Source organism: Cupriavidus sp. GW823-FHT07A04 (assembly GCF_058794615.1).
This window is the reverse complement of record NZ_JBXAHA010000017.1, coordinates 171585-197579: the sequence shown is the minus strand read 5'-3', so window position 1 is coordinate 197579 and position 25995 is coordinate 171585. Positions and strand designations below refer to the sequence as shown.

At 67.5% G+C, this 25995-nt stretch carries 19 protein-coding genes; 4 read left to right on the top strand and 15 right to left on the bottom strand.

The features are described from left to right. Positions 1-6: 6 nt before the first annotated feature. The 7 genes from AC1Q7Q_RS27930 to AC1Q7Q_RS27900 form a co-directional block, all read right to left on the bottom strand. On the bottom strand, positions 7-1200 hold the full coding sequence (locus tag AC1Q7Q_RS27930) for a glycosyltransferase (RefSeq protein ID WP_492371883.1): 1194 nt from the start codon (positions 1198-1200) through the stop codon (positions 7-9). Continuing rightward, entirely contained in the window at positions 1197-2513 is a 1317-nt protein-coding gene (locus AC1Q7Q_RS27925) for a hypothetical protein (RefSeq protein ID WP_492371884.1), read from the bottom strand. The genes AC1Q7Q_RS27930 and AC1Q7Q_RS27925 overlap by 4 nt, the downstream gene beginning before the upstream one ends. 29 nt (positions 2514-2542) lie before the next feature. After that, a complete protein-coding gene (locus AC1Q7Q_RS27920) occupies positions 2543-3715 on the bottom strand; it encodes a glycosyltransferase family 4 protein (RefSeq protein WP_492371885.1) in 1173 nt (390 codons plus the stop codon). After that, positions 3712-4755 (bottom strand): glycosyltransferase family 2 protein, encoded by a 1044-nt coding sequence (locus AC1Q7Q_RS27915; protein WP_492371886.1) that lies wholly within the window; start codon positions 4753-4755, stop codon positions 3712-3714. Before AC1Q7Q_RS27915 ends, AC1Q7Q_RS27920 begins: the two co-directional genes overlap by 4 nt. Continuing rightward, positions 4752-6032 carry a hypothetical protein gene (locus AC1Q7Q_RS27910; protein ID WP_492371887.1) on the bottom strand — a complete coding sequence of 427 codons (1281 nt, stop codon included), beginning with the start codon at positions 6030-6032 and terminating at the stop codon, positions 4752-4754. Before AC1Q7Q_RS27910 ends, AC1Q7Q_RS27915 begins: the two co-directional genes overlap by 4 nt. A gap of 63 nt (positions 6033-6095) precedes the next feature. Further along, positions 6096-7283, bottom strand: a complete 1188-nt coding sequence (locus AC1Q7Q_RS27905; protein ID WP_492371888.1) for a glycosyltransferase — start codon at positions 7281-7283, stop codon at positions 6096-6098. After that, positions 7280-8140 carry a class I SAM-dependent methyltransferase gene (locus AC1Q7Q_RS27900; RefSeq protein ID WP_492371889.1) on the bottom strand — a complete coding sequence of 287 codons (861 nt, stop codon included), beginning with the start codon at positions 8138-8140 and terminating at the stop codon, positions 7280-7282. Before AC1Q7Q_RS27900 ends, AC1Q7Q_RS27905 begins: the two co-directional genes overlap by 4 nt. 888 nt (positions 8141-9028) lie before the next feature. Between AC1Q7Q_RS27900 and AC1Q7Q_RS27895 the strand changes: the two genes are divergently transcribed. The 4 genes from AC1Q7Q_RS27895 (at position 9029) to AC1Q7Q_RS27880 (ending at position 14141) form a co-directional block, all read left to right on the top strand. Continuing rightward, positions 9029-9970, top strand: coding sequence for a response regulator transcription factor (locus AC1Q7Q_RS27895; protein ID WP_492371890.1), 942 nt, complete (start codon positions 9029-9031; stop codon positions 9968-9970). Positions 9971-10330: 360 nt separating this feature from the next. Then, on the top strand, positions 10331-11425 hold the full coding sequence (locus AC1Q7Q_RS27890; protein WP_492371954.1) for a polysaccharide biosynthesis/export family protein: 1095 nt from the start codon (positions 10331-10333) through the stop codon (positions 11423-11425). A gap of 11 nt (positions 11426-11436) precedes the next feature. After that, positions 11437-11901 (top strand): arsenate reductase/protein-tyrosine-phosphatase family protein, encoded by a 465-nt coding sequence (locus AC1Q7Q_RS27885; RefSeq protein WP_492371891.1) that lies wholly within the window; start codon positions 11437-11439, stop codon positions 11899-11901. After that, positions 11898-14141, top strand: a complete 2244-nt coding sequence (locus tag AC1Q7Q_RS27880) for a polysaccharide biosynthesis tyrosine autokinase (protein ID WP_492371892.1) — start codon at positions 11898-11900, stop codon at positions 14139-14141. Before AC1Q7Q_RS27885 ends, AC1Q7Q_RS27880 begins: the two co-directional genes overlap by 4 nt. An 84-nt stretch (positions 14142-14225) precedes the next feature. Here the strand turns inward: AC1Q7Q_RS27880 and AC1Q7Q_RS27875 are convergent, their stop codons facing one another. From AC1Q7Q_RS27875 to AC1Q7Q_RS27840, 8 genes are all read right to left on the bottom strand, one after another. Next, positions 14226-16085 carry an alpha/beta fold hydrolase gene (locus AC1Q7Q_RS27875; protein ID WP_492371893.1) on the bottom strand — a complete coding sequence of 620 codons (1860 nt, stop codon included), beginning with the start codon at positions 16083-16085 and terminating at the stop codon, positions 14226-14228. A gap of 315 nt (positions 16086-16400) precedes the next feature. After that, positions 16401-18809, bottom strand: a complete 2409-nt coding sequence (locus AC1Q7Q_RS27870) for a polysaccharide biosynthesis tyrosine autokinase (protein ID WP_492371955.1) — start codon at positions 18807-18809, stop codon at positions 16401-16403. 41 nt (positions 18810-18850) lie between these two features. Then, complete coding sequence (locus tag AC1Q7Q_RS27865) at positions 18851-19573, bottom strand: Crp/Fnr family transcriptional regulator (protein ID WP_492371894.1); 723 nt, start codon at positions 19571-19573, stop codon at positions 18851-18853. Between the two features lie 278 nt (positions 19574-19851). Then, positions 19852-22461: a glycoside hydrolase family 2 protein gene (locus tag AC1Q7Q_RS27860; RefSeq protein ID WP_492371895.1), complete on the bottom strand. Its 2610-nt coding sequence runs from the start codon at positions 22459-22461 to the stop codon at positions 19852-19854. A 30-nt stretch (positions 22462-22491) separates the two neighbouring features. Next, entirely contained in the window at positions 22492-23484 is a 993-nt protein-coding gene (locus tag AC1Q7Q_RS27855) for a DUF1839 family protein (protein ID WP_492371896.1), read from the bottom strand. Then, complete coding sequence (locus AC1Q7Q_RS27850) at positions 23484-24488, bottom strand: amino acid--[acyl-carrier-protein] ligase (protein ID WP_492371897.1); 1005 nt, start codon at positions 24486-24488, stop codon at positions 23484-23486. Before AC1Q7Q_RS27850 ends, AC1Q7Q_RS27855 begins: the two co-directional genes overlap by 1 nt. 10 nt (positions 24489-24498) lie before the next feature. Next, a complete protein-coding gene (locus tag AC1Q7Q_RS27845; RefSeq protein ID WP_492371898.1) occupies positions 24499-25698 on the bottom strand; it encodes an acyl-CoA dehydrogenase family protein in 1200 nt (399 codons plus the stop codon). After that, complete coding sequence (locus AC1Q7Q_RS27840) at positions 25695-25946, bottom strand: acyl carrier protein (protein ID WP_017225097.1); 252 nt, start codon at positions 25944-25946, stop codon at positions 25695-25697. Before AC1Q7Q_RS27840 ends, AC1Q7Q_RS27845 begins: the two co-directional genes overlap by 4 nt. Positions 25947-25995 lie beyond the last annotated feature (49 nt).

Here is a 25995-nt window from a genome sequence, read left to right as displayed (position 1 = left end):
AGACGTTCAGGCGTCCACCGACACGCGATCTTCCACCGAAGCCGCCGCCAGCACCGTGAGATAGATGCTCTCGTACTGGTCGATGGCTTTCTCGGCGGAGAAGTTCCCGGCCCACGCGATCGAGCGCGCGGCCACTTCGGCGCGCCGCGCTTGCGGCCATGCGAGCATCCCGGCCAGCACGTCCGCGCCGCGTTGCGCCCAGCCATCCATGTCACTGCTAGCCAACGGCTCGAGCAGCTGCACCTGGTCGCCGCCGATCTCGGTCATCGGCGCGCGGTTGGTGGTGAGCACCGGCGCGCCGCATGCCATGGCTTCGATGATGGGCCAGCCAAACCCTTCCTCCAGGCTCGGAAACAGCATCACGGCGGCTAGCGAATAGGCTGCCTGCACCGCCTCGGTGGGCAGCCCCGTCAGAAAGCGCACGCTGCCGCCAAGGGGGCTCGCCCGTTCGCCCTGCTCGCGCATTTCCGCGGTGGGATCGCCACCGATCATCCACAGCGCCCGCGGCACGCGGCACCGTTGGCAATAGGCCAGGTAGAGCGCCAGCACGCCTTCGCGGTTCTTGTACCACTGGTTGCCGCCGATATGCACCAGCATGCCTTGCGGATCGGCCGGCACGCCAGCGCGCTGCAGGCAGGCCAGCGCTTCGGTGGTGCCCATCCTGTGGAACGGATAGTTCATTCCGTTGTAGACCACCCACGCGGCCTCGGGCGCGCACGGATGCAGCCGCCGCAGGTCGCGCATGGTCTTGTTGGAGACGGCGATAAACGCCCTTCCCTGCAACAGGCCCCAACGGATCAGCGACTGGTAGGTGTGCCCGCTGGCCGAGAGCCCGTGCTCGGGGAACTCGCCGGCGAGCGTGCGCAGGGCAATGAAATCATGGCAATGCACCACGTGCGGACGATGGCGCAGCAGCGGCATCCAGATGCCCAGCGCATGATCGGCCAGCACCAGCAAGGTGTCCTTGTCGACCTTGCGCAGACGCCATAGCGCGAGCATCGGGAACAGGATGTACTGGTCGATGTAGCCCAGCCATTTACGCAGCCCGCCGCGCGCCGGCAGCCGGCACATCACGGCGGCGGGGGTCCATAGTTCAGCCTGGTGGCCGCGCGCGCGCATGCCGTCGATGATCATCGCGGCAAAGCGGTCCATGCTGTGGCTGCCAAAAAAGGCGGGGTGACCCAACAAGATGATTTTCATGGTGATTGAACGCCAGGGTGATACAAGCGTTGGCTCGCTTGCCGCGTGGCCGCCAGCGTTATGCCGGCAAACACGAAGCCAAGCGCGTTGGCTGTCAGCTGCCCGACTACCGGCCAGGAGGTCAGCCCGAAGATGGCAATGGTCCACATCAGGATGAGAAAAGAGTTGCCGGTGCGCCTGGCCACACGCAAGGCGCGCCACATGCCGTTGATGAAGATCAGCGCCTTGAGCAAGATGCTCAGATAGCCGACCAGGCCCATCTCGCCGATGACGCGGCCAGTCTCGGTTTCGCTGATCACGAACAGCAGGCCGGTCTGCAGAAAATAGTTGGCCAGGTTGCTGCCAAGCCCGAGCCCGCTGCCAAGCAGGCTCTGTTCGGCCGAGACATCGTTGACACCGAAGAACATCGACTCCACCCGGTCGGCGAAGCTCTCCGACTCCGCCGCGGAGCTGAAGCGCTCCAAGGTCGCGTCCACCGCCGAGCTGACAAACAGCACGATGACCACGCTCATGAGGATGGAAACAATGCCCCACGACAACGCCGCCCTGCGCCGCTTTCCCTTGCCGTAGCGCAAGCTTGCCAGCAGCGCGATGCCAAACACGATCGGCAAAAGCAGGATGGCCGAACGCGACCCGCTCACCAGCGAGGCGATGAACAGACTGCCGATGACCGCAAGCGAATGCAGCTTGCCCCGGAGCCCCGGCTTCTGCTCGCCCAGCACGGCCTCCAGCGCGAAGGGGCTGACGATCGCCAGGAACAGGGTGTAGCCCAGCGTGAACGAGAAGGTGCCCGTGGTGCGCACCACGTCGGCCGTCACGCGGAAGACCGTATCCGGATCGCCCTCGATCTGACGATTGAGGAAACTCTCCGGCGACTGAAAATGCTGCACCAGTGCCAGCGGAGCCATGAACAGCAGCATGGCAAGCGCGGCCTTGGAGATGGCTTCCAGGTCCTGCTCCTCGAGCAGCTCGGCCGCGGCGTAGGCAAACCAAAGGTACAGCAGCCAGAAGCGCACGCCGATCAGGAAAATGGGCAGCGAGTTGATGCCCGCAACAAGCTGCAGCAAGCCCCAGAAACAAACAATGGCCGACCACCACAGCAGCATGCGCACGGTGCGCCGCGCCGGGGTAAAGCCTGAATAGCGCACCGCGTGGTACAGCGCATACACCACCATCAGGTCGCGCAGCAGGATCAGCGGCATGGTGAGCGAATCCGAGACCCACTTGCGCGCGGCGCCCTCGAACACGGCAATCACGAAGACCGTGATGAAGATCCGCCCGAACACGGTGACGCGCGCCAGGTGGGCTGGCACGGCAGGTTTTGCATAGGGAAGGGAATGGCTCAGCATAGCGCGCCTACCGTTTCGGCTGCACTCAGGCGATACCTCGCCCAGGTGTACTTCTGCCCGGCGATACGGGCATGGGCACGCGCGCGCTCCAGCTGCGCGCGATCTGTCGCCAGGGCCAGCATGCGTTGGTACAGCGCGTCCGCGCAAAGCGGCACCACCCACCCGGCCTGCGGGAATTCATCGATGATTTCTTTCGCACCAACCCGATCCGAGAGCAGCACCGGCGTGCCGCATGCCAGGGCCTCAGCCACCACCATGCCGAAGGAATCGAAGCGCGACGGCAGCACGAAGCAATCGGCATCGGCAAATACCTGGAACAGCGCCGGCTGCGGCAACGCGCCAAGCTGAAGCACGCCCGGCATGGCAGCGATGCGCCCGCCCAGCTCCTGCTCCACGAGCGCGCCGGCAAGCGCCAGCTCCGCCTCCGGCACCCGCTCCCGCAGCCGCGCGAACGCGTCAAGCAGCAGGTCGATGCCTTTGCCCACGCGCACCGCCCCGGCGAACACAAAGCGCGGGCCGCCGGCGAGCCGCTGGCGGCGGACGTCGTCCGGCAGCGTTGCGCCAAGCAGGATCGTCTTTAGCTTGGCGGGGGGCACGCCGGCGTCGATATAGGTACGCGCGGCAAACTCCGAGCAGGTGATGATGATGTCCGCCAGCGCGATCTCCGCATCTTTTTGCGCATTGATCTGCGCAAGGTAGGTGCGGTCCTCGACCGGCACCATGGCTTCGGCCGCACGATGATGCACGGCCGGCGCCTCCAGCACGCAGCGCGCGCCGATGCGCCGCGCCGCCAGGAAGGTCCGCAGCGCAGAATTCTCGTAAGCGACCACGATATCCGGGCGCACCGCCTCCACCCGGGCGGCCACCCATTGGTCGAACAGATGGAAGATCCGGTGCGCGTAAGCTGCCCCGGAGCGGCCGACATAGCGATTGAGGCCAAGCTTGAGCACACCGGGAAAAAACACCGGGTGCCGCCGCAGCGCCTTGGGGATGGCGACCTCGCGCACCTTGGCGTGATATCCGGCCGGCAGCCACCATGGCGGCGCCTCGCCCGGGGCGCGCACCGGCACGCCGGACCAGTATTGCTTGAGCATGTCGTGCTCATAAAGCGCCTGTGCCATCTGGTGCGAATGCTGCAGGCCGGGATGCGTGACGAGGGCTTTCATGCTTCGCTCCCCCGTGGGGGGCCATCGAGCCTCGCTCCGGCGGACACGGCTTGCGCGGGCGGCCCGGCGCAGCGCGTGGGCCGCCCGGGCGGCTGCATGCGCAGCGTGCCCGCCAGGCGCACGCCCTGCACGAAGCCACCCCAGCCACCCAGCAATTGCCCGGGCAGGCTGCGTGGACGCTTGAGCAGGCTGTGCGCCAGGAAGTAAGCGCCCGGGCAACTGCGCGACCCCACCAGCAGCTGGAACAACACCAGCCGCAGGCGCATCGCGGGCGGTGCATATGCCATCGAGATCGCCGTCATGTTGCAGGTCTCTTCGAAGCAGCGCCTGTGCGCATAGCTCTGGCGCTCGTAGTTGTAGCGCGCGGCCGGATAGTGATCAACGATGGCGCCGGGATCGAGCACCAGGCGCCATCCTGCGTGCCGCAGCATCTGGCACATCCACGTCTCGTTGCCGGGCTGCGCGCCCTGCCCCTGCAGCCGCTCGTCAAAGCGCGCCGTGCCCAGCGCCGCCCGGCGCAGGATCCAGTTGCAGCCCTTGAGCGTTTCCACCGCGCGCGGCGCGCCGCACACCCGATGCGTCTCGCCGATGATCCTGCCCCAGCCGTCGCGATAGCCGGCCAGCGGCAGATCCGGCACGGCCAGTGGCGCGCCATCGGCGCTGCGCACGACATCCCGGCCACCGGCACCGCCCACCGTGGCATCGGCAAAGTGGGGCAGCAAGCAGGCCAGCCAGTCCGCGCGCGGCAGCGCGTCGTCGTCCAGGATCGCGAGCAGCTCGCCGGTTGCGTGCAGCAGGCCGGCATTCATGGCAGCCACCACGCCAGGCTCGGTCACCTTGACTACCTGCAACGCCGGATAGCGAACCTGCGCCGTATTTGCCAGCCACGCCGCCGTGTCGGGATCGTCCGCGCCGCGGCAGACCACGATCAGCTGAACCGGCGCCGGCACGAGCGCGGCGGCAGCCTGCAGGCAGCGCTGGAGCATGTCCGGGCGCCGGTAGGTCGGGACCATCAGCGTAACGCTGGGCGCATCGCTCATTGCGTGCTTCCTCCATGGGGGGCAAGGCGCTCGTCGCTTGGCAGCAGGCGCCCGGCACGCACGGCCGCGGCGAGTTCGCAGACGATGGCCGCGGCCAGCCCCGACGACAGCCCGAGCTGGAACCACAGCACGCCATCAAGCGTGGTGAGATCGAGAAAGCGCGGCGCGGCCGCGCACCAGGCCAGCACCACCGGCACCTGCACGAAGGCAAAATGATTCAGGCCACGGTTGGCCAGCAACTGCCAGGCGATGCCGACCACGCTGGCAAAGCCCGCGCCAAGGCAGGCGATCACCAGTTCGGCGCCCAACGATGCGTAGTTCGGCCCCACCAGCCACAGCAGCAACCCCGGCCATGTCACGGCCAGAAGCACCAGCGCGGCGGCAGGCAGGCAAGCCAGCGCCACCCAGCCGGCAAAGCGCCGCAGCACGCCGTCGCGCGCTTGCGCGAAGCGCGGAATCACGTACGCGGCCACCACGGCGCCCACCGGCATCAGCAATTGCCCGATGCGTGACAGCGCGCCCAGCGAGGCCGTTTGCCCGACCGCGCCGTGATAGGCGACGATGGCGAACACCAGTTGCCCCTGGACGCAGTAGAACGCCTCCAGCGGCAATTGCCGCCGCATGATGCGGCCGATGTATTGGCTGTCTTCCGCCTTGCCCGCGCTGCCGGCATGCGCCGCCAGCGGTATCTCACGCGCGATCCAGCGCCGCACGAACGGCACGCGCAGTCCCGCGAACAGCACGTTGACGAGGGTCGCGCCCAACACGCCGAGCAGGCCCAGCGCGTAGAGCGCGGACGACAGTACCAGGCGCCCCACGGACAAGCCGGTATCCAGCGCCTGCAGCGCGGGCGCGCGGTTGGCAAACAGCAGCACCTGGTCCACGACGCGCGATTGCATGTCGAAGTACCAGGTCGCCAGCAACAGCGCCAGCAGCAGCACGATCAGGATCACGCTGGCATGGTTGCGATACAGCAGCCACGCGGCGATCGCCAGCACCACCGGCAACAGCCAGGCGGAGAGCTTCCAGCGCTGGCCCATGGCCGCGCAGGCCAGTTCCGCGGCACGCTCCCGGTCCGGCCAGGTCTTGCCCAGCAGCGCGTTCAGGCCAAGCTGGATGCCACCCTTGGTGACGATGGCGATGGCGCCCATGATGAGGCCGACCACGGTGTAGATGGCGTAGTCGCCCACCTCAAGCCAACGGGCCAGCAGCAGGCCGGTGATCGCGCCGATCCCCTGCGAAAGCACCGCATAGACGAGGAATCTGAGCAGCTTCACGGCGCTCCCGCTCCCCGCTCAATGACGCTGTGGCATGACGGCGCGACCATGGCCTCTCCTCCTCTATCCCGCCGCCGCGTGGTGGACAGGCTGCGCAGCCTCGGTCGCGCCATGGATGATGTCCAGCAGCCGCTGTGCGGCCTGTCCGGCATGGAAGCGCCGGGCAAAGGACTGCCGCGCGGCAATGCGCATGCGTGCCTGCTCGGCGGGCTCGGCCTGCAGCCATTGCCGCAGGCAGGCAGCGGCGCCCTGCGCGGTGTCCGGGCCCACCAGCCCGGCGCCGTCGGCGACGATCTCGCGCCAGATGTTGACCTTGTCGGAGATCAGCACCGGCACGCCGCAGCCGAGCGCCTCGGCCACCGCCACGCCGAAATTCTCCTGGTGCGAAGGCAGGCAGAACACCTCGGCCGCGTGAAACGCGCCCCACTTGAGCTCGCCCTTGAGCATGCCGGTCCAGCTCACGCGCGCGGACAGCCCATGCGCGGCAATGCGTTGCTCCAGCATCGCGCGCAGCGCGGTGTCGTGCGGTCCGGCCAGCACCAGATGCAGCGCGGGATGCGCCGCGGCCACGCCGGCGAAGGCGTCGACCAGCAGGTCACAACCCTTCTTCTCGTGGATTCGGCCGAGGAACAGCGCGATGCGCTTGCCGCGCACCTCCGGGAAGGCGCCAAGAAAGGCCTCACGCAACGGCGCGCCGTCCTGCGGCGGCTGCGCCGTGCCGTAGCTTGCCACCACCTCCCGGCACCGGTATGGCCAGAACGCACCGCTGGAGCGCTGCTTCTCCTCGCTGCACGTGAACAGCACGCCGCGCGCATGACGCAAGACCCAATAGTCCCCGACCAGCCAGTAGAGGCTCTTCTTCAGATGCTTGAGCGGATAGTGGTCGCGAAACCAGGGGTCCAGCATGCCGTGCGTGAACACAAAATACGGCACCCGCTTGCCACGCAGCGCCAGCCACACGGCCAGCGCGTGGTACTGCCACAGGCCTTCGACAATGACCGCATCGTACGCTTCGCAATGCGCGCGCAGCCAGGCCACCATGCGCCGGTTGAAGCCGTACTTGAGCGATGACGGCCCCAACGCGATGACGTCGAGCTCGCTGTCGCGCACGCAGGGCGCATCGGGCGCGTCGCCGCAGCACACCTGCACCTGTACGCCGCGCTCACGCAAGGGTGCGCGCAGCTGGCGCACACCCTCGATCGGGCCGCCACCACCCGGATCGATCGACGAGATCACGTGCAGGATCTTCATGGCCGGGCTCCGGGGGCCGCCGGTGACGAGTCGCCGGCCGCGGCCTTGCGCGCAATGAAATGAAACCAGTACACGTCGCGCAGGTCCTGGCCTTCGCGCACCGGCTCGCCGTTCAGGTTGCCGAACACCACATCGGTGTGCAGCCCCAGCTCCGCGAGCGCGCGCTTCTGCGCGGCGAACTCGGTATAGACGATCACGATGCCGAACTTGTGGGCGGCGCAAACCCGGATGGCATAGCCATCGAACTCGCGGTTCAGCCGCGAGTGCCGCAGGTAGTTGAAGGTGGCAATCGGCAGGTTGCAGATCACCCGCGCGGTATCGATGCCAACCGCGATAGGGTTGGCCGACAGATGCGGAAGCCGCACGAAGCGCGAGAGAGTCTCGCGATAGCTCGGCCCACGCATGTTGTGCGTGGAGAACAGCATCAGGCCGCCGGGACGCAGCACGCGCGCGAACTCGCGCAGGATGGCGACGCGCCCCGCGTAGTCGACCGCATCGATGCCGTTGAAGCTGAACATCACCAGCGCGAAGCTGTTGTCCGCAAAGCGCGACATGTTGCGCGCATCCATCTGCATCACCCGCACGCCGGGATGATTGCGCTGGCAGATCTCGACCATCTCGGGCATGTAGTCGACTGCCGTATAGTCGTCGCTCAGCGTGCGCAGCAGCGCCACGGTGCGCCCGCCGCCCACGCCAACGTCGAGGATGGGCTGGCCCCGCACTTCGTCCGCCACCCAGGCAATCGCCGCAGCCTCGCCAGGGTCCGTCCAATCGCTGGCGGTGCCGAACCACCGGCGCGCGCCCCAGCTACGCCATGCGTGTTGGTTGATGCGATCCTGCGCCGTGCCTGAAGCCATGACATCCTCGTGAAGATGAGCAACGTTGGACCAAAGCGCAGCCATGCCGCTGGCATGCCTTGCCGGGCGGATGACCGGTCTGCCTGCAGTGAGGATGCCGGCGCGGGATTCAGGTTTCTGTACGTTGCCACACACGGGTCGGGACGCCGGGAACTGGCAGATCGGCGTGCGCTGCGAGGCATCTGCGGGGCCCGCTTCAGGCGCGGCGACGGGGTATCGCCAGCATCGCTTTCCAGCAGCGCAAGGGGGCATCCGGCACCGTGGGCATGCTCGCGTGCCGGCTGCCGCTCTCCCCTCATCCTGATGGCTGAGATAGCTCTCATCCGTTTGTCGCGCGGCGCTCGCCCAAGGCTCATGCCGAAGGCGCAAGTGGATCGCGGACTCCACCTCGGCGCGAGTTTCAAGATTGGTTCGCCACCCGGGCGCGCCACCCGGAAAAGCCATAAATGCGCTAGCAACACCCCTTTTCCGTTGCAGCGGTGAAACTTTATCGACCAATAACTGTTTCAGTCTTGAAACATAATCCCGTCGATTATCCATCACCCGTTCGGGTAACCCGCCATGCGGCCACCATCAAGGCTTTCCGGATGATGAGAACAAACCTCTCCAACCTAATTGGAGCGCCGCCAAAGCAACTTGATTTCGTGCAGATCAGACCATAATATGACCTTAATTCGTTTTAAGACGAATGGCATTTTGGGGTGGGTTCAGGGGGTCAGCCTTCCGGCTCGCGGTCAGTTCCCGGCAATAAGAACGGGCGGTCCGGCTTGGCGGTGGTACGGGGATAAATAGGGGCGGCGCGCGTGGAGCACCACGAGGGTCGCGCAGGTCATTATTCCGCTGCGTTCAACCTGTTTCCTACCGCAATCATACGGGGGGAATAACAACATGAACGCACTGCTCATCGAGGGTCACCCACTGCTGCGTCTCGGGTTGCTGCAAATGCTCGAGCGTATTCATGGCGTCGACCACGTCATCACCGTCGACCCGGCCGACGTCGCCCTGCTGGAAGGCAATCATTGCGACCTGCTCGTGTTCGGCATGCCGGCCGACACCGACGCCGGATGGCATCTGCTCAACAAGGTGCGCTCCGTGCTCTCGGCCGATCGCTTGCTGCTGCTCGCCGATATGATCCCGCTGCAGATTCCGGCGCTCGCCATGGCGCAAGGGATCTGCGGCTGCCTGCCGAAATCCGCTTCGCTGGCGGTGCTGGAAGCTGGCATCCGCCTGGCCATGGTTGGCGGGCAATACGTGCGCGGCCAGAACAACCGCCAAGCCGGCGCGTCAAGCAGCGGATCGCCGGGTCTGTCGGCCGGCAACTATCCAGTAGGTGGACGCATTCCCGTGCTGGCACCGCTGACCGACAGCGCACAGTGCAACCCCGCGGGCATGCGCGTCCACGCCGCGCCATCCTCGCGCGAGTCCCTGGCCGCCGTGTCTCGCCCGGGCGCTGTTCCGGCCGATGCCGGTGGCACCGGCGGGCACAGCGAGACCGCGTACGACGAAGCCGAGATGCTGCAGATCACCCCGAGGCAATATGAGGTCCTGGTGCTGCTGGCGCGCGGACATCCCATCAAGACCGTGAGCCGCATGCTCAATATCTCGGTGGCGACCGTCAAGAGCCATGCCTGCACCCTGTACCAGCGGCTCAAGGTGCGCAACAAGGGCGAGGCGGTCTACGCGGCGCTCCAGCGCGGCGCGTCGCTGGAATGGGTCAGCGGCGACGAGGCCGCGCCGCGCACGGCGGTGCGCAACGCGCCGTCTGCCGCCGCCAGGCCGGCACGCACGGTCGCGGAGTACGGCACGGGCGCTTCCGCCGCGATGCGCTGAGGCGCGCTTGCGGCGCAGCCAACCGGCGGCGGCAGGCGCAAGCCTGCCGCCGTTGTCTTTTATGCGGGGCCGCGGGGCACGCTTTCCCGCATACGTTGTGTGCCTTGCTTGTCCCAAAAGCAAGCCGCCCCCGTTCGCCCTGGCGCCTCGCGCACGCTGGTTCCGGCATCGCAGTGCAATGTGTGAAAGCGCACCGATTGGCCCCCGTCGGCCTCCTAGGATGGGAGCATCGGGGGACTGTCGCAGCGGTTGCGATGTCCCTGTCGCCCAATGCCGGAGGCTGCCGTGAACGAGATCACCGACCATGACGGGCAACACAGGAACGCGCAACGCCAAGGCCGGCCGCTGGCATGCCTTGCCATGCTATGCGCGACCCTGATGCTCGCCGCCTGCGCAAGCTCCCCAGGCATGCACTTCGACCCCAAGGCGCCCGTCGGCGCGGTCGGACCCGATGCCATGCCCAACATCACGCCGATCACGCTGGAGGTGGTGCGCAACCAGCGCACCATGGCGCAACGCGAGGTCGAGAAGCTGGACGAACTCTATGGCAAGCCGCAGCCCTATCTCATCGGCCCGGGCGACATCGTCTCGGTGGTGGTATGGGATCACCCGGAACTGGTCTTCCCCAACCAGACCTACAGCATCGGCGCCGCGTATGAAATCCCCGCGGTGGGCGGCGGCTCCAATGTGCCCGGCTATGTGGTGAGCGCGCAGGGCGATATCCAGTTTCCCTACGCTGGCGTGATGAAGGTCGCCGGTAGGACGGCGAACGACGTGCGCGACCAGATCGCGAAGGTGCTCTCGCGCGTGGTGCGCGATCCCCAGATGACGGTGCGCGTGCTCGCGTTCCGCAGCCAGCGCATCTATGTGGATGGCGAAGTGCGTACGCCTGGCATGCAACCGATCGACGACGCGCCGATGACGCTGATCGAGGCGCTTAACCGTGCGGGTGGCGTGCTCAACCTGACAGGCGACAACAGCCGCATCCGCATCACGCGCGGCGAGCGCAGCTGGCATGTCAACATCCCGGCACTGCTCGCGCGCGGCATCGATCCCTCGCGCATCATGCTCAAGAACGGCGACATCGTGCGCGTGGAACAGCGCGAGGACAGCAAGATCTTCGTCACCGGCGAGGTGGTGCGCCCCACCACCTTGCTGATGCGCAATGGCCGCATGACGCTGAATGAGGCCATTGGCGACGCTGGCGGCGTGAACCCGAACACCGCCAACGCGGAGCAGATCTTCGTGATCCGCAAGGCGGCGGACGGCGAGCCCAAGGTGTATCACCTGGATGGCACGTCGCCCGTGGCGCTGGCCATTGCCGAAGGCTTCGAACTCGAGGCAAAGGACGTGGTGTATGTCGACGCGCGCGAACTGGTGCGCTGGAGCCGCGTGGTCAACCTGCTGCTGCCATCGACGAGCGGTGCGTTCAGCGCCGCCAGCGTGGTCAAGTAAGCGAGGCCGCGATGATCCGCTCGATCCTGGTTGTGTGCATCGGCAATACCTGCCGCAGCCCCATGGCACAGGGCCTGCTGCGCCACGCGCTGCCCGGCTGCACGGTGAGTTCCGCCGGGCTGGCCCCGCTGGAGGGCGCCGCCGCCGATCCGCATACGGTGCGCCTGCTCGAGGAGGACGGCCTCGATCTCTCAGGGCACCGCGCGCGCACCGTGGACGGGGACATGATCAACGGCGCCGACCTGGTGCTGGTGATGGACACGGAACAAAGAGAGGCGCTTGAGCGCCAGTATCCGCAGGCACGCGGCAAGGTCTACCGCCTTTGCGAATTCATGCACGCTGACGTGCCCGACCCCTATGGCTGTTCGCAGAATATGTTCCGGATCGTGCTGGGGCTGATCAAGCAAGGGGTCGATTCATGGTCGGTGCGCATTCGCGCCATTGCACGGGATCAATGTCATGGGGAGGTCGCATGAACACGTTCAATCCAAACGAGGCATTGCCGGTGGGACGCGCTCAGCGGGAAAAATCGATCGACCTGACCGGCTATCTCGACATACTGATGCGCTACCGCTGGACCTTCATCCTGATCGCGGGCACGGTCTTCGCCCTGGGCGCGACCTACGCGTTCTTCACCAAGTCCGTCTACCGTACCGACATCGTGGTGCAAGTGGAGGACACGGGGAGCAGCACCAACAGCAAGCTCGCGGGCAGCGTGGCGCCGGTCTTCGACGTCAAGCCGGCCGCCGCCGCGGAAATCGAGCTGCTGCACTCGCGCATGGTGGTGGGCAAGGCGGTGGAAAGCCTGAAGCTGTTCATTGATGCCAGGCCGAGCTACTTTCCGGTGATCGGCCAGGCGCTGGCACGCTACAACCCTGGCCTGTCGGAACCCGGCCTCTTCGGCTGGGGCGGCTTCGTCTGGGGCGACGAGCGCATTACGGTAGGCCGCCTCGACATGCCAACGCGGCTGGAAGGCACCAGGATGACAGTGACAGCCCTTGACGGCAAACGGTACCGGCTGAAAGTCAAGGGCGAGCAGACCATGGCAACAGGCACCGTCGGCCAGCCGCTGGTCGTGCCAACCTCACGCGGCAACGTCGAGATCCTCGTTACGGAACTGGAAGGCAACCCTGGCGCCAGCTTCAATGTGACGCGGCTGCCTCGGGCCATTGCCATCGCGCAGCTGCAGCAATCGCTGCAGATTGCCGAGCGCGGCAAGTCGAGCGGGGTGATCGGCATCACCCTTGAAGGCCCGGACCCGGACCTGATCGCGGCAACGCTCAACGAGATCGGCAGCGAGTATGTCGACCAGAACGTGCGCCGCAGGGCGGAAGAGGCCGAGAAATCCCTGGCCTTCCTCGACCAGCAGCTTCCGCAGGTCAAGCAGCAGGTGGAAACCGCCGAGACGCGCTATAACGCGCTGCGCAACCAGCGCGGCACGATCGACCTGGGCGAGGAGTCAAAGCTGATCCTCTCGCAATCCGTGCAGATCCAGACACGCCTGCAGGAGCTACGCGCGAAACGCCAGGAACTGGTGACGCGCTTTACCGGCAACCATCCCAGCATCGGCATCATCGACGAGCAGATCGGCAGCCTGAATGCCGCGCTCGCCGGCGTGACCACGCGTATCCAGAAACTGCCCGAAGTGGAGCAAAACGTGCTGCGCCTGCTGCGCGATGTCAAGGTCAGCACCGAGCTTTACCAGTCGCTGCTCAACGACGCCCAGCAACTCAAGCTGACCAAGGCCAGCAAGGTGGGGACCGCGCGCATGGTCGACCCGGCCGAAGTGCCCTTGCAGCCCGTGCGGCCCAACCGGTCGCTGCTGGTGATATTCGCGGCCATGCTTGGCACCGTGGGCGCGCTGATCGTCGTGTGCCTGCGCCACATGCTGGACGGCGGCGTCGCCGAGGCCGACGATATCGAAAACCTGACGGGGTTCACGGTGTACTCCACCATCCCGTTCAGCCCGGAACAGTCGCGCCTGGCCACGCAGGGCAACCCGAAAGCCGCGCTGCTGGCCTGCCGGATGCCTGACGATCCCGCCATGGAGAGCTTGCGCAGCTTCCGCACCGCCTTGCAGTTCTCGCTACTTGGCAACCGCCATCCGGTGGTGCTGGTGACGGGCCCGGCGCCGGGTGTCGGAAAGTCCTTCATCTGCGCCAACTTCGCCGCGGTGCTCGCCGCCGGCGGCAAGCGCGTGGTGCTGATCGACGCCGACCTGCGGCGGGGCAACCTGAACCGGCGCTTCGACACCGACCGTGGCCCCGGCCTGACCGATCTGCTGCAGGGCGCGCCGGTAGAGCCCGCCGTTCGCAGGCAGGTTGTGCCCGGGCTGGATTTCATTCCCACCGGGACGTTGCCCGAGCATCCCGCGGACCTGCTGCTGAGTCCCGCGATGGACGCGCTGCTCAATGCCCTAAAGGCGAACTACGACATCGTGCTGATCGACACGCCGCCAGTGCTGGCCGCCTCGGATACCGGAATCCTCGCTACCAAGGCAGATGCGGTCTTCATGGTGGCCCGTGCGGACTCGACTACCGTGGATGAACTGGAAGCCGCGGGCAGGGCGATCAGGCAGGTGGGTGGGGAAGTAAAGGGCGTGCTGTTCAACGGGTTGAATGTGCAAGGGCGCTGGTATCGGGCGCATTACAACTTCGGCAAGTACCGGTATCTGAACTATCGGTACCAGGACGTGGATACGGTGCAGAGCCGGTAGGGCTGCCGCGCGTAGCGCGCAATCTGAGGCGCCGGGATTCCGGCGCCTCTTTTTTGTCGTGCGCGGCCGGCTTGCCGCCCACGCTCAGGCGCTCGCCGTGCCTGACACCGCATCCGCCAGCGCGCCGGCGCTGTCCTCGTTCGCCTCGCTCGCCTCGCTCACCTCGGCCGGCTCGCCGCGCGCCAGCTGCACCTCGATGTAGCGCACCAGATGCGCCGCCAGCGCGGCGCGGCTGTCAGCAAGAAACAGCGAATGATCGAACGTGGGCAGGGTGCGCACGCGGATGTTGCCCAGGCCCTGCAGCGCTTCGAGGTTGCCGCCAAAGCGGTCCTTGGCTTCTTCCAGCCCGATATCGCTCATCCCGTACAGGAAGTCCGTCTGCACGCCGCGCCGGTCGAGCTCCCGCATGGCGGCCCGCGCGAAGCCGGTCACGGTGGTGGTGTCGCCGCCGCCGCGCCAGCGCGCCATGGCGGCGGCGCCGCGTTGCATCGCGCGCCGCGCGCATCGGCGTGCGAAGCCGGACAGGATCGGCCAGACCTTGACCTGGCCGCGCCACAGCCGCTGCCAGTTCTGCGCGCGGCGCACGGCCGCCACGTAGCCCCGCATGGACTGCACCCGTTCGTTCACGGCGGCGGTGTCGGCATCGTCCCAGCGGAATTTCGCCAGGTTGGCCAGGACCAGGCCGTTGACCGCCGGATTGCGCAACGCCACGTGCAGGCTGATGAACGCGCCCGAGCAAACCCCGGACATGACGATGCGCTTGTACCCCTGCGCGCGCAGCCAGTCGACGGCGGCACTGGCATCGTCGCAGGCGCTCTGCGCGTATACCGCGGGAATGCTCATCTGGCGTGCCGGGGCCGGACTATCGCCCAGCGTAGAGAGATCGAGGCGTAATGCGGTTACGCCGTGCCGAGCCAATTCGCGCGACAAGCTCACAAAGACCCGCCCGTCGCCCACATGGTGGTTGCCGCCGGTATTGGGAAAGAGCACCGCGACATCGCTCGCGCCGCGCCGCGCGGGCTGGCAAAGGATGCCGAACTGGCGCCCGCGATCCAGCCATACCCGTTGCTCGCGCACGCCGTCCACCTCGCATTCCAGCGCAGGACTCTCATTGCCTGGCGCAGGCAGGCCGGGCGCGGCGCCGCGGCGCCTTGCGACGACGGCCGGGCGCACCCAGGCCAGCACCTCTTGCCAGGCGCTCTCAGGCACCTGCGCACACTCGGCGGCTTGCATCATGCCGGGGTACTCGCCAAAGGTGCCCAGCGTGACTTCGGCCCCCGAGCCGCGATAAAGCGTACCCATTTCTGCGACGGGGGAGGTGGCCCCCGGCCAAGCGTCGAGCAGCAGCACGCGCGGCGCGGGGCAGCCCTTGCGGCGGGCCAGGCGCAGGCCTTCGAGCGTCGTCACGGTGTCGGGCTGGAAACGATAGGCCAGCACGTCGAGCGACCCGTTGGTGGGCGGCGTGAGCTCGATGTCGGGGATGACGTTGTTGACCCAACTGGTGTGCAACGCGCGCAGCTCGCGCAGATAGGCGCGCCCGCTCACCACCGGCGCCAGCAGGACCAGGCCGGCCACGGTACCGGGCTCGCGCGCGGCCATTGCCTCGGCGGCGAGCACGGCCAGCGTGGCCCCCAGGCGCAGGCCGCACAGCACGACCCGGCTCACCCCAGCCTGCTCGCGCAGCGTGGTTACCGCGGCCAGGATGCCATGCACACACCAGGCAATATGCTCGCCATCGGCATCGGTGCCGGCGGAGTCACCGGTGCCGGGATAATCGAAGCGCAGCACCGGCAAACCCGCGGCGGCGAGATCTGCGGCCAGGTGGCGAAACGCCCTGTGCGACCACATCGCCTCGTGGCCGTGCGGGTTGCACAGCACCACGCCCGTGGTGCCTGCGGCCTCGTGCAGCCAGCCGGCACAGCCCTCGAACAAGACCGGTTTCATGACCTCTCCCAGCGAGAAATGGGGCGTTGGCCCCAGGCATTGGCGCACGCAGAAACGGGTACGCTTTGCCTTCTGATGTTGTTGGTTCGTGTTCGTGCGCCATGCCCGCCGGCGGCTCCCGGCCTGGCATAACCCATCGAAATCCGTGTCGCGGCCCGCCCAACGGCCCTGATTGGCCACCGCAGGCCGCGATTTTCATGACAACGCGCAACGTGCAGGGCACGTTGCGCGCAGGTTGCGAGGAGGCGTTTCACAAGGCCCGGGCGCACGCAGAAACGGGTACGCTCATGGAGATTTCCCTGGCGTCCCCGGCTATCAGGCGGCTGGCATGGAGCCATGGCCTGCCTGCTGCTCTGCCGAGCCGGCCGGCGCGGGGCGCGACTCCAGCGCCAGCGTTTCAGGCCGCGCGGCCGGCAGCGGCAGCCCCAGGTACGGGCTCATCGCGGCGAAGTCCGCGCGGTTGCTGCGCCGGGGCGTGACGCCGTTAAGCATGCCACCGGCAAGCCGCGCCCCGGCGCGAGCCAGGCGCTTTAGCGCCTCGTCCACTTGCGCGGCGGGCGTGACATCTGCGCGCACCACCAGCAGCGTCGAGCCGGCCAGGTTGGCGACCAGGGTGGCATCGGCCACGGCCAACACCGGCGGCGTGTCGATGATGATCAGGTCGAAGCGCGCCTTGCAGGCCTGCAGCGTCTCGGCCAGCGCCGGCATCATCAGCAGCTCGGAGGGATTGGGGGGCATCGATCCGGCGGTGATCACCGAAAGCCCCGACACCACGGTGGGCCGCATCACCGCCGCGAGCTCGGCATGGCCCGCGAGCAATTCGGCCAGCCCCGGCTCGGCGGCCTGGTCGAACCAGTTGGCGATCTTGCCGCGGCGCAGGTCGGCGTCGATCAGCAGCACGCGCTGGCCAGCCTCGGCGAACAGCACGGCCAGGTTAACGGAGGCAAAGGTCTTGCCGGTGCCCGGCGCCGGGCTGGTCACGGCCAGCACCGCATCGGGCGCGTTGCGCACGGCGAAATGCAAAGCCGCGCGCACGCTGCGCAGGCCCTCCACCGCGAGCGCGTGCGGCGAGCGCCGCGCCAGCAAGAAGCGGTCATGCAGCCCGCACCGCAGCAGCCGCTCGGCCTCGCCGGTGGAGAACCCGCCGGGTTCGGCCAAGGCGCTGCCAGGCGCGGGCGCATACAGGCGCGGGGTGGGCTGGGCGGCGAAGCCCATCATCATGCCCAGGCGGCGATGCACCTCGGACTGGTGTTCGAGCTCGGTCTGCTCGCTGCTGAACGCGATCTCGCCGAGCATGGGCATGCCCAGCCGCGCCTCGGCATCGGCGGCGTCGGCCACCGAAGGCCTGTAGCGCTGGCGCGCGGCCACGCCGGCAAGCCCGAGGCACAGCCCAAGCAGCGCGCCGCCGCCGGTCAGCGGCCACGGGCCAACCCCGTCGGGCCGGGCGGGCGCAAGCGCCGCATCGACGATGCGCATGTTGTTGGAGCGATCCGACTGCACCAGCGAGAGCTGCTGCACCCGGTTGCGCAACGTCATGTACATGTCCTCGGCCACCTTCACGTCGCGCGTGAGCGCCACGGACTCGCGCTCCGTCTCCGACAGGTTCTGCATGCGCGAATCCATGTCGCGGCGCACCTTGCTGAGCTCCTGGATCTGGGTGTCGACCGTGCGCACTTCATTGCTGTCGGTGGTAAAGCGTTGCAGCAGGCGGGTACGCTCCAGCCGCAGCGCGGCGATCTGGCGCTGGTAGTCCATGCTGCCGTTCAGGTACGACTGCGCGTCCTGGGTCGGCGCCATGGTGCCGCTACGGGTACGGTAGCGCGTGAGCGCGGCCTCGGCGCGCTCCAGCTCGCCCTGCACGCGCGGCAGCTCGCCGGTGACAAAGGCAAGGCTGCCGGCCGCATCATCGCGGCGCTGGGTGGTCTGGCTGTCGATATACGCTTGCGCCACGCCATTGACCAGCGCGGCGGCCAGCTTGCGATCGGGGTAGCGCCAGGCGATGCGCACAGTGCCGGCGTCGCGCGTGTGTTCGTCCACCACCAGCTCGCGCGAGATGGCATCCACGGTGGAAAGCGGATCATGGCGGATCAGTTCGAAGCGCGTGCCCGGCCGCGCATCGAGGTTGGCCACCTGCAGTTCCACATCGTTGCCCGCAGCCGGCTCGCCCGCCACGCCCTCGAACAGCAGCGCATTGCCGGCATACAGGCGATAGTGGCCCTGCGGCTGGACCTCCAGCATCAGCGGCACGTTAAGCAGGCGCTCGGGCACCGCCAGGCTGTCGATCTGGATGCGCTCGCCGCCCCAGGCGTAGCCCAGGCTTTCCGGCCAAGGGGCCATGGCTTGCCCGGGCTCGGCAAAGCGCGCCACCAGCGCACCCACCAGCGGCGCGCGCAACGGCACCGCCGAGACGTCCAAGTGCAGCCGCTCCACCACGGGCCCGACCACCGCGCGGCTGGTGAGCATGCCGGCATCGAACGGGGCGGCGGGGCCGGCCTGCGCCGCGCCGCGCGCGCCGGCATTCTGGCCTGCGTCGCGTGGCTCCACCTGCACCAGCGCCTCGACGCGATAGTGCTGCGGCATGGACAACGCAACCAGCGCACCGATGGCGCCACCGGCGAGCGTCAGCGCAACGATCCAGCCAAGGTGATCGACTAGTGCGCGCGAGCCCTGCGCTCGCGGCTGCGCCGGCTCATTTGCAGCCGGCGACGCACCGGCAAAGGTCAACCTTTTCACGGCAATCTCCCTGACCCAACCCCGCTCCCGCCTCAAGCACTGGCAAGCGCCGGCAGCAAACGATCGAACTCGCGCTTGACGAGTTTGTAGCACTCACAGGAATGTGCCTCCAGCCCATGCCGGTCGAGCACCGTGATGTGCCCGCGGCTATGCTGGATCAGGCCCAGGTCCTCCAGCTTGCCGGCGGCCTCCGTCACCCCTTCGCGGCGCACGCCCAGCATGTTGGCGATGACCTGCTGGGTGATCACCAGCTCGTTGGACGCCATGCGATCGAGGGCCAGCAGCAGCCAGCGGCAAAGCTGCTTGTTGAGCGAGTGGTGACGATTGCACACGGCGGTCTGCGCGATCTGGGTGAGCACGGCCTGCACATAGAGCAGGGTGACGCGCTGGATGGCCGGGGAGTGCGTGAATTCCTGCTTGAGCGTGGCGGCGGAAAGGCGGTAGGCAAAGCCCGGCGTGCGTACCTCGACGCGGCAGGGCATGGTGTCGCCGCCGGTCAGCACCGGGATGCCGACGAGGCCTTCATTGCCGATGGCGGCGATCTCGACGGTGGCGCCGTCCTCCAGCAGCGACAGCATCGAGACGATGGCCGTCGTGGGGAAATAGACATGATGGATGCGCTGGCCGGAATCGGTCAGCAACTGCCCGGCGCGCATGCGTACCAGCTCAAGATGCGACGACAGTAATTCCCAATCCTTGCGCGGCAAGGCGCCAAGCACATGATTGACGTGCAGATCCGAACGCTGACTGATCATTACTCTCTCCCCGTGACCAGCCGTACGAATACCTCGACCGAAGCCGGCCCACCTAGCTCCGGAGGACCCGCGCCGACCACCTTTTCTTTGACCCTGGTTCGCACGGCATTTGTGCTTGTATTAAGTGCCATATGTGGCCCTGCCAACAGTAGCCGCACGGCTGAAACCTGATCATCCTTCGGTAGGTGTGAGAGCGCGGCCGGGCCGCATCACCGGTGCGCGGCAATGACGGCCAGGCGGCGCTTCGCGCCGTCATCGTCTGGCGTTTTTCCGCCTCTTCAGGCGCCTGGCGCGCTGTAGGCAATCGCGCGGCGCGCATTGAGTGCATGGACCTCCCCCATCGGGATGGGATCTGCCTGCGCAAGGCCTACACCCTGCGCGCCTTCGCGGCCTCCACCTTGCTGGCCGTTATCGGGCAAGAGTTTCACGCGCAGCTGGCTGCCGGGCGCAAGATGGAACCAGTCGTGTTCCGCGCGAAAGGCGATATCGTCGATGTGCACCCAGCGCGCAAAGCGCCGGGTCGACACCGTGAGCCACCAATCGCCGTCCTCGCGCGCCACGCCGACCGTCAGCTCCGGCGGCTCGAGCGCGGCCGCGCTGCGCTCGGGCAGGTAGCAGGCCTGGCTCAGCAGGGCGCCGTCGCAGGGATCGAGCAACGCGGCGCGCACCACATCGTGCAGGCGCGGCCCGAAACGATAGGCGTATGTGAAATCAAAAAAGGCACCCGCCAGCGCGGCGCCGCTGATGCGCCGCGTGGAGCGCGGGGCCAGGCACACATCGTGCGCGACATCGAGCAACGCGGTCTCGCCGTCGCGCCAGCATTGCAGTTGCAGGCGCACATTGCGCGGCGTGGCGCGCTCATTGATCAGGTGCAGGTGAATGCCATTGAGGCCTTCGTCAGTGATCAGCACCTGCAGCGGCTGCCACACCTGGCGCAAGGCATGCCAGGCCGACTTGGGCCGGGCCAGCGCATCGACAATGCCCCAGCCCGCGCCGGGCAGCAGGTCCTGCAACTGCCACACCAGGCCGCCCGAGCAGGTAGAGCCCGCTCGCCGCCATTCGCTGAAAACGTCGGTCATCAACTCCGCCACCACGGCGCGGGACAACATCAGGTAGCGCGCTGTGTCCTCGTAGCGCAGGCGCGGCGGGTCCACCTTGAACAATTCGCGCAAATAGAAGTCGCGCACATCTTCGAAGTCCCAACCGCTGCCGGCATCGCGCGGCACACGGGCCTTCCAGCGTGGATCATGCACGGGCGGCACCGCGAGCGCGTCCGACACGGTACGCGCGCAAGGCACGTTGGAAAACGCCAGGCACTCCGAGGTAAACCGCACATTGGCGCGGCGCGCGTCGTCAAGCGAGCGCTGGTAGGCGCCCACGCCGTAGTAGTGCGTCACGCCGCTGTCGGCCTGGAAGGGCCACGCACCGCCGCACGGCGAGTTGCGCACATACACCGCGTCGGGATGCCAGGCTGCAATGCACGCTGGAATGATCTCGTCGAACAAGGGCTGGCGCCAGGTGGCCGCGGGCGTGCCCATCATCGCGGCCTGCTGCTCGACTTCGCTGCCGCCGCACAGCACCGCCACGCTGGGATGATGGCGATGCGCCGCCAGCCACTCGCTGACCTCGCGCGTGGCCTGCGCCATCAGCGGGCGCACGGCCTCGGCGCTGGCCGAGTAATCGAAGTTCGCGAACATGAAATCCTGCCAGACCAGCAGGCCAAGCGCGTCGCACGCGTCGAAGAAGGCCTCCCCCTGGTAGCAGGTAACACCGCTCACGCGCACCATGTTCATGCCCGCGCCGTGCGCCAGCGCGAGCCACTTGCGCACTTCGTCGGACGCATCGGCGTGGCCGGCAAGGTCGTGGCTGGTCCAGCAGGCCCCGCGGCAAAAGATGCGCTCGCCGTTGATGCGCAGCGCAAACCCCTGGGCATCCTCTTCGTGGTCCGCCAGGCCGTCGGTGCTGCCATGGATGGTTCGGTCGAGCTCGATGCGGCGAAAGCCGACCTGCCCACACGCGATGCGCTCTTCGCCCAGCCGCAGATGCACCGCATAGCGCTCGGGCGCGCCATGCGTGTGCGGCCACCACAAGCGCGGCTCGGGCACGGCCAGCTCGCCCTCGTAGGCGATGCCGCCGGTGCCGGTGGCGTCCACTGCCTTCATGGGTGCCTCGCGGCCATCGACGCACAGCATGATCGTCATCGCTGGCGGCAGCGGTGCCACGTCGCGCAGGCGCAGCCGGATGACGCCACCCTGCGCCGCATCGGCGGCCAGGCTTGCCTGCAGGTCCAGGCGCGCCGTCAGCAGCGGGCTCGCGTCGGTGGCAAGCGCCAGCAGGTCGATGCCGCGCCAGGGCCCGATCGTATGCACGCTTGGGCACCAGCCGGGCATGTGGCCCAGCAGCGTGGTGCGGACCAGGCGCAATGTGGGCGGCGTGATCATGCGCGGCTTCCAGCGCACCGGGCCGCGCTGCGTGCGCAGCCAGCGGTGCAGCGAGCGAAAGCACAGGCAGAGCACATGCTCGCCATCGAGATGGAGCTCGGCCTCGAACGCCGTAAACATGTTCTGCGCGTCGAGCACGCGCACCTCATCGAGCCAGACCTCGGCCACGGTAGCCAGGCCGTGCAGGCGCAGCCGGTACGCGCCCGTGCCGGACACCGTCACGCGGTACCAGTAGTCGTGATCGTGCAGCGGCCGCGGTGCCGCCGCCTGCCATTGCCCCGCAGCCTGGAGCGCCTGCGCCACCGTCCCGGGCACCTGGGCCGCCATCCACGGGCCGCGCCCGGCCAGCGCCGCGGGCGATGCCACGGCGCCGGCGGGCGTCTCGAGCAAGGCCCAGTCGCCGGCGAGCGGGTGCCGGTGCACGGGTCGCCCAGGGACGGGTGTCAAGCCAGGCGGCGCATGCATGGCAGGCGCCCCTCAGTACTCGGCTTCGCCCACGTAGCCCGCCAGCGCCGGCACCGCCAGCTCGTAGGAGGCCTCGAGCTGGTCCAGGCAATCCTGGCAGCGATCCACGCGGCGGCTGATGATGGAGCGCACCAGGCGGAACTGCATCACCATGGCCTCGGACGCGAGCTTCTGGCACGCGCCCGCAATGCTCTCAGGCATCGGCTGGCCATGCTGCGCCAGCCAGCGCAGGTACTGCCCGAGCAGCTCGAAGTTGGCGCCGAGCTGGCGCAGCACGCTAAAGGCGTAGGGATGGAAGGTTTGCTCGCCACCGGCCATCAGTGCTTCCTGATGCGCGGGAAACGCCGTGCGGAATGCCGTGATGGGATTCTGACGCGGACGGCGCGCCAGGTGCTTGCGCAGGAGCGCCAGCGACGCGCGCACCAGCATCGCCCCTTCCAGCGCGGGGAACCGGCGGCGCGCCACCTCGGCGTAGGGGAACAGCAGGTTCACGTCGTCCGCCAGCGCGGGCAGACGACGGAACAGCCCGGCGTAGTCCTCGCCGGTGGCCACGTGATAGCCCTCGTTATGGTAGTAACCCACGGACTGCGCCTCGGGCATCATCACATCGATGCCGATGGTGGTCTTGGTATGCTCGCGCCGGTACGACGTAGCCCGGTTGTCCGGCAGGTAAAAGCCATCCACCTCGAGCAGTACCACGTGGCCGCGGCAGGTCTGCCCGGCGACGCGGTCTTCCATCGACTCATATAGCGACAGCTCCTGCACCACCACGCCGTAGAGACGTTCGAGATCGTCCGGCGGGTATTTGAAGAAGGTGAACTGATCGCCCTCGAAATCCTGCGACACGGTGAACCCGAGCGCCGCAACCGGGTCCAGCTCCCAGCCGTGCAGCAGTTCGATCCACAAGTCCACATAGCAGTTGGTCTGCGGCCAGACGGGATTGCCATTGTGCAAGGCGTGCGACACGTGCATGCCGCGCTCCAGGGTTCGCGGGTCAACGAGCATTACAGCCCTCCCAGGGTGGCGCGTACGTCCTTGGGCCACAGCGACAGGTCGAAGCCGTGGTGGCGCAGCAGCGCCAGCGTCAGGCGCTCGATGCCAAATCCCACGCAGCCGGTGTGCGCCGGCTCGCCGTCGGCGGTGCGCAGCGCCCACACCTGGCCGAAGTGGTCCATGTGGTAATTGAAGCTCATGCACGCCGTGGGCGGGGCGCCCTCGTTGATCGGGATGAGCAACTCGAACTTGAGCTTCAGTTCGCGCTGGCTGTCCGCCACGATCTTGCCGCCGCGCCCGAAGAACGGGTCATTGGCCACGTCCACCTCGTGCGGAAGCTCGAGCATGGTGGCCAGCTGCTGGCCGCGCTCCATCCACAACTGGCGAAAGGCGATGATCTGCCCGGCATCGCCCAGGCGCACATACTCACGCTGGCGGAACATCTGCATGCGCGCCGGATCGATCGAAGGCTCGTGGCGGAAGCAATACGACATCACATCCACCACCAGCCCCTGCGGCGGCATCGGGCCGCGCCGCGCCACCGCCGGATAGATCGGGTAGCACGCGGCCGGCGTTAGCACCACGCGGGTCGGCCGCTGCTCGTCAGCCCATTCCTCGCCCGCCTCCATCCGCGCAAGCAGGCGATGATGGTCGCGATCGCTGCCGCAAAAGCTGTGCACGGTGCCGGCTAGCTGTGGAAAGCTCTTCAGGTAGTCGCTAGCCTCGAAATCCTCGCGCGACATGGCGGGCGGAAAGCGCATCACTTCCGCGCGCTGGTCGGCGCCGAGCGCGGTGACGGCCACGTTCAGGCCGTCCGCGATGGCCTCGAACACCGCGCTGCGGCCATAAACGCCGTCGACCCCGCTCGGGATCAGCAGGCCCGCCTCGATCAATGCCTGCTGGTAGCGCCGCTGGCCTGCCTGCGGATCGCCGTACGAAGGCGTAGCGGCCGAAGCGGCGGCTGCGTCCGCGGGCGCGGAATTGGCGCGATCTTCCACGCTGACGTTGGCATCCATGTCGTGCTCCTTAGCTGGAACGCTCGGCCAGCAGCAAGCTAGCGGTATTGGTCAGGATCCGGTCATTGTTGATCATCAGCGGCGCGGACCAGAGATCGCGTAGGTGACGCCCGAGGCTGTAAGGCGTGCCTTGCTTGTAGCCGGCCATGCCGCAGATCATCATCGCCTGCTGCACCACCTCGATCGCCATCGTGCTCACACTGGTCTTCAGGCCGTTCATCTCCGCGGCGAGCGAGAACAGTGCCGACACCGAGAGGCCCGTGTGACGCTGGCGCTGGTGCTCCAATGCGAGCTCAAGCCGCCCCTCCATCATCTGCACCATCGCCACCGCGTCGGCCACCCGCGTGGCCGAAGGCGGCAGCGAGCCCGGGCGCGCACGCGCCTGCCCCTGGAAGAAGGCCTTGGCGCGCTGCACGGCATCACCGGCGATGCCGGTCCACAAGGCGGCCCACAGGATGTGCGAAACCGGCGTCATGGTGCCGTCCGCGATCTCGCCGAACGCCACCGGAAGGATCTGCTCGCAGGCGCCGCGCGCTTCCAGGCGAAAGCCGTTGCTGCAGGTGCCACGCATGCCAAGGGTGTCCCACGCGCTGAGGCTCTGCAGCGTGAAATCGTCTTTGAGCAGGCACACCATGACCTGGTCCGAGGGCGAGGCATCGGCATGGCGGCGCGCGGTGGCCAGGATGGCGTCGGACTGCGCGCCGTAGGAAATCGTGGGCGCCATCTTGAGCAGATGGAATCGGTCGTTCTCGACATTGACGGCACAGCCGCTGTTGCGCAGGGCACCGCCGATCGCTTCCTCGGAGGTGGCCGAGGCAAGCAGCAATTGCTCTGAGGCAATGCGTTGAAGCAACTGCTCATGCCAGGGGTTGCCCGTTCCGTGCTCGACGATGCAGGCCACCTGGATCTGGTGCATGGCGTAGACCATGCCCACCGAGGAGCAGGCCGCGCCCAGCACGCGGCAGATGGCCGCGACCGTGTCGAGCGACGCGCCTGCGCCGCCGTGCGCCGCGGGCACCATGGCGCTAAGCAGCCGGTGCTGCCGGATTGCAGCAAACGCGTCGTGCGGGAACGCCGCATCGCGGTCAACCTGATCGGCGTGCTTGGCCGCTTCGAGCGCCGCAAGCTGCGCCGCCGCCATCAGCTCGGTGGCGGTGGTGTGCTCAGTCATCGGGCGTGCCAGGTCCACGCTGGTTAAGGGGGGGCTCATGCTGCCTCCTGTTGCTGTCTTAGCTGTTCGGCCGCCGCTGCCAGCGAGTTGACGCTGCGAAAGAGCTGCCGGGTCAGCATGGCATCCGGGATCTCGATATTGAATGCGTTTTCGATTGCCAGCATCACATGAACGGTGGCAAGCGATGACAATCCGGCTTCGTAAAGATCGGCCTGGTCATCGAGCGCGTCTACCGACACGTCGAGCCGCGCCACCTCGGCAAGAATCTGTCGAATGGTTGCCTTCATCTCTGGTTCTCCTCGGTGAGGATGCTCGGGTTTCATCATTGGGCCGCAG

What these genes read in the sequence shown, in the direction of transcription:
- AC1Q7Q_RS27885 (WP_492371891.1), top strand. Translation starts at nt 11,437, where the DNA reads ATGATCCGCTCGATCCTGGTTGTGTGCATCGGCAATACCTGCCGCAGC.
- AC1Q7Q_RS27900 (WP_492371889.1), bottom strand. Translation starts at nt 8,140, where the DNA reads ATGGCTTCAGGCACGGCGCAGGATCGCATCAACCAACACGCATGGCGT.
- AC1Q7Q_RS27865 (WP_492371894.1), bottom strand. Translation starts at nt 19,573, where the DNA reads ATGATCAGTCAGCGTTCGGATCTGCACGTCAATCATGTGCTTGGCGCC.
- AC1Q7Q_RS27845 (WP_492371898.1), bottom strand. Translation starts at nt 25,698, where the DNA reads ATGAGCCCCCCCTTAACCAGCGTGGACCTGGCACGCCCGATGACTGAG.
- AC1Q7Q_RS27875 (WP_492371893.1), bottom strand. Translation starts at nt 16,085, where the DNA reads ATGAAACCGGTCTTGTTCGAGGGCTGTGCCGGCTGGCTGCACGAGGCC.
- AC1Q7Q_RS27850 (WP_492371897.1), bottom strand. Translation starts at nt 24,488, where the DNA reads ATGGATGCCAACGTCAGCGTGGAAGATCGCGCCAATTCCGCGCCCGCG.
- AC1Q7Q_RS27915 (WP_492371886.1), bottom strand. Translation starts at nt 4,755, where the DNA reads ATGAGCGATGCGCCCAGCGTTACGCTGATGGTCCCGACCTACCGGCGC.
- AC1Q7Q_RS27905 (WP_492371888.1), bottom strand. Translation starts at nt 7,283, where the DNA reads ATGAAGATCCTGCACGTGATCTCGTCGATCGATCCGGGTGGTGGCGGC.
- AC1Q7Q_RS27880 (WP_492371892.1), top strand. Translation starts at nt 11,898, where the DNA reads ATGAACACGTTCAATCCAAACGAGGCATTGCCGGTGGGACGCGCTCAG.
- AC1Q7Q_RS27855 (WP_492371896.1), bottom strand. Translation starts at nt 23,484, where the DNA reads ATGCTCGTTGACCCGCGAACCCTGGAGCGCGGCATGCACGTGTCGCAC.
- AC1Q7Q_RS27920 (WP_492371885.1), bottom strand. Translation starts at nt 3,715, where the DNA reads ATGAAAGCCCTCGTCACGCATCCCGGCCTGCAGCATTCGCACCAGATG.
- AC1Q7Q_RS27890 (WP_492371954.1), top strand. Translation starts at nt 10,331, where the DNA reads ATGCTATGCGCGACCCTGATGCTCGCCGCCTGCGCAAGCTCCCCAGGC.
- AC1Q7Q_RS27895 (WP_492371890.1), top strand. Translation starts at nt 9,029, where the DNA reads ATGAACGCACTGCTCATCGAGGGTCACCCACTGCTGCGTCTCGGGTTG.
- AC1Q7Q_RS27930 (WP_492371883.1), bottom strand. Translation starts at nt 1,200, where the DNA reads ATGAAAATCATCTTGTTGGGTCACCCCGCCTTTTTTGGCAGCCACAGC.
- AC1Q7Q_RS27840 (WP_017225097.1), bottom strand. Translation starts at nt 25,946, where the DNA reads ATGAAGGCAACCATTCGACAGATTCTTGCCGAGGTGGCGCGGCTCGAC.